Genomic DNA, 3,113 nt, shown 5'->3' on the forward strand with positions numbered 1-3,113 from the left:
GGCGACGACATCCGCGACCCGATCGGTCGTCCGGTCGAGACCCACCAAGAGGTCGGCGACGCGATCGCCGAGGCGCTGATCCCCGTACTCGCGGGCATCGCCGCACTGGAGGTCAGGGCCGGCTCCTGAGCATCAGGCAGGCGTCAGGGCGGGGAGCTGGGTACGAACGCTGCTGAACAGGACGTCGGCGAGGGGACGCAGCGCCCCGGCGATCGTCTGGGCCGTCCGCACGTGGAGGTCCCGACGTCGCCCGATCGGGTCGGCGATGTCATGCGAGCCCCGGATGCCGCGCCCGGCCCGCGCGGCGTGCAGGCGCCTCCCGAGGTCGACGGCCCGCGTGCGCACCGGTGCGAGCTGAATCTCGTCCAACTGCGCCCGGCCCATCAGTTGCGCCGCTTCGAGCAGCGTGAAAGTCCGCCGCAGCCCGCGAGGGTTCAGTTCGAGCACGGAGCGGCGGTGATCCTGAGTCATCGCGAGCACCAGGTCCGCGCCTATGGCGAGCTGCGGAGTCAGCACGTGAGACCGGAAGCCGGTCGGCTCGCCGCCGAGGGCGGTGACCGCTGCTGCGGTCGCCGGGTCAATGTCCCGGCCCCCGACAGCCTCCAGCCCTGCACTGAGAATCTCGATCTCGGCTGCCTCGGGGTTGCCGGCGAGGGCTCCGGCTGCCCAGGCGACAGCAAGGCGTTCGGCGATCGGGGAGCGGCACATGTTGCCGGTTCAGACGAAGAGGATGCGCACGGCGCGACGCTAGGGCTATCGGGCCACTGTGGAGCGAGTCTGCAGAGACCCCTAACTCACTGGGGTGAAGCGGAAGACGGGGCACTGTCCTGAACCGTTGGGTGAGCACGCGGCCGCAGGTGACCGCGGTCAGCGGGGGACGTCGGGCAGCGACTGGGCGCCGAACTCGTCGGCGTTCTGCGACAACGAGTCGCTGCGGAGGTAGGCCCACATTCGTCCGCCGGTGACCTCGTCCAGGTAGACGACGCTGGCCGGACCCTCCATGCCGGTGCCGAGCACCGGTGCGGTGAACGAGTCGACGTTCTCTGGGCGGAGGTCGCGCAGGGAGTAGACCAGCGACAGCAGGTCGGTGTCGCCCAGCGTGTCGTCGACTGCGACGGCGCTGGTGACGGCGCGCAGTGCGGCGTCCAGCCGGCCGGGGTCGGTGAGCGTTCCCGAGCTGAACAGCTTGGAGAACATCGCCTCGAGGAACTGCTGCTGGCGACGAACACGGTCGAAATCGCCACCGGCGAGGCCGTAACGCTGCCCGAGGTACCAGCGAGCCCGGTCGCCGTCGAGGTGGTTCATCCCGGCGGGGAAGGTGTATGGCCCGTTGCTGGTGGTCTCCGCGAGGACGACGTCGACCCCGCCCAGGTCGTCGGTGACTTGGACGATGCCCTCGAAGTCGATGGCCACGTAGTGGTCGATGCGGATGCCGGTCACCTGCTCCACGGTCTGGATCAGCAGGCTCGGGCCGCCGAAGGCGTAGGCGGCGTTGATCTTGTTCGTTCCGTGGCCGGGGATGTCCACCCAGGAGTCTCGGGGGATGGAAACCAGCTGCGCATGCTCCCGGCTCCCGGAGAAGCGGGCGATCATGATTGCGTCCGAGCGGCCGCCCGCGGCAATGCCCTCGTCCGCGGTGCCCCGGCTGTCGGTGCCCACGAGCAGGAAGGTCACCGGCGCAGCGGCAGCCTCTCCGGCGGGCGTGGCCGGGGCCGGGCGCGCGTCCTCGTCCAGGTCGGCGAACACGTCGCTGACCCGGTCGATGTTCCCGGCATAGCGATCGGTGAGGTACCAGACCCCGCCGCCGACCAGCACGGCCAGCAGGACCACGAGGACGGCGAGTGCGGTGACCACGCGACGCAAGCCCCGGCGCCCTCGCCGCTCGAGGCGTGGAGCGTCCCGATCGTCGTCGACGGACCTCGTCTCGTCGTGTGCCTTGTGCCTGCCCATGCCGCCCCGTCCCCGTCTCTGACGGATTAGAGGCTACGGGCGCCGGAGTCGCGGCAGCGGTGCGGACGTGGCGCGGCGGTAGACGAGGTGTTCGTGCGGAGCCCTCGAGTCACTTACGAACCTGGCGGCCGAGCCGCCCACAGGTTTCCGTGGTGGGCGCGGATGCTTTCGGCTAGTCGGGCCGCCGGTGGCGCACCTGGGTCGGATAGTGGGCTGGCGTCGTCGGAGTGCCCACCGCCCAGCTGCAACTGCGGGGCGCCATCGTTCGGGTCACCGAGCCTGCAGCGATCCACAGCTGCCGCCCGGTCCTGGCCGCGAACTCGACTACGCCGACACCCCTCACTCCTCACCCCCTCTGGAAGTGGCAGTCGGCGCCGACGCTGTCCTGGTAGTCACCGGGAGGAAGCAGTACCGCGAGCTGGATCCGGCGGCCCTCGGCAGGCTCGTGGCGCGCACGTGCGCTGACTGCACTCACCGCGCCGGCATGCGGATCGTAGATCGGCGGCGGCCCGGTCAGCGCCCTCGGCATCGGTCAGCTGCGAGGTCGGCCGGCTTGCACTGTCACCGGCCGCGCAGGATCAACGGCCCGTACACGCTCTGGCCAGGGAGGCTGCGGTCAGGCCGCCGTTCGTGCGTCGGTGTCCGGGGACTGCCGCTGGAGGTATGCACCGATGTCATCTGTCCGACCTGCTGGAGTTGTGCCGCGATCGGCGAGATCGATCCCACGACCGGCGACCACGGCCATGAGGAACGCAAGAACTAGCCAGACGGCCGCGGACGAACAACCACAACATGAGCTATTCATACGGGTCAAACCGAGGCCGTCCATGGATCGACGCAGGCACAATGTGCCGAAGACCCTTGGCTGTGGTGGCACTGCGTCATGCTCCGATCGCCGGCCGATGAACGGGAGCAGCGCTGCGTGGGCGGCTCCAGCGATGTTGACCTTGTCGATGACTCCGCCGGGGCTGTGATCGGCAGCTGCATCGCCACCGTCCTCACTCCGCCGGGGGAGGCTGCACACGCTGCCCCCCACTGACGACTAGCGTCAGGTTCCGCGATGTCTTGCCGAACAGGGGTAAGCCGGTCGGCGCGCCGCGCCGGTGGAGAACACGACTGAGGAGTCAGCAGACGATGCGGATGCTCGTCACCGGTGGTGCGGG

3 protein-coding genes are annotated in these 3,113 nt (G+C 69.8%); all 3 read right to left on the minus strand.

From position 1 onward, the window contains the following. Window positions 1-132 precede the first annotated feature (132 nt). Window positions 133-708, minus strand: a complete 576-nt coding sequence (locus VN520_RS38955) for a hypothetical protein (RefSeq protein ID WP_325751688.1) — start codon at window positions 706-708, stop codon at window positions 133-135. Window positions 709-867: 159 nt separating this feature from the next. Next, window positions 868-1,950, minus strand: coding sequence for an LCP family protein (locus VN520_RS38960; RefSeq protein ID WP_325751689.1), 1,083 nt, complete (start codon window positions 1,948-1,950; stop codon window positions 868-870). 346 nt (window positions 1,951-2,296) lie between these two features. Continuing rightward, window positions 2,297-2,425 carry a hypothetical protein gene (locus VN520_RS38965; protein ID WP_325751690.1) on the minus strand — a complete coding sequence of 43 codons (129 nt, stop codon included), beginning with the start codon at window positions 2,423-2,425 and terminating at the stop codon, window positions 2,297-2,299. Window positions 2,426-3,113 lie beyond the last annotated feature (688 nt).

Origin of the sequence: Streptomyces sp. (genome assembly GCF_035563135.1) — a bacterium.
Classification (GTDB): Bacteria; Actinomycetota; Actinomycetes; order Streptomycetales; family Streptomycetaceae; genus Streptomyces.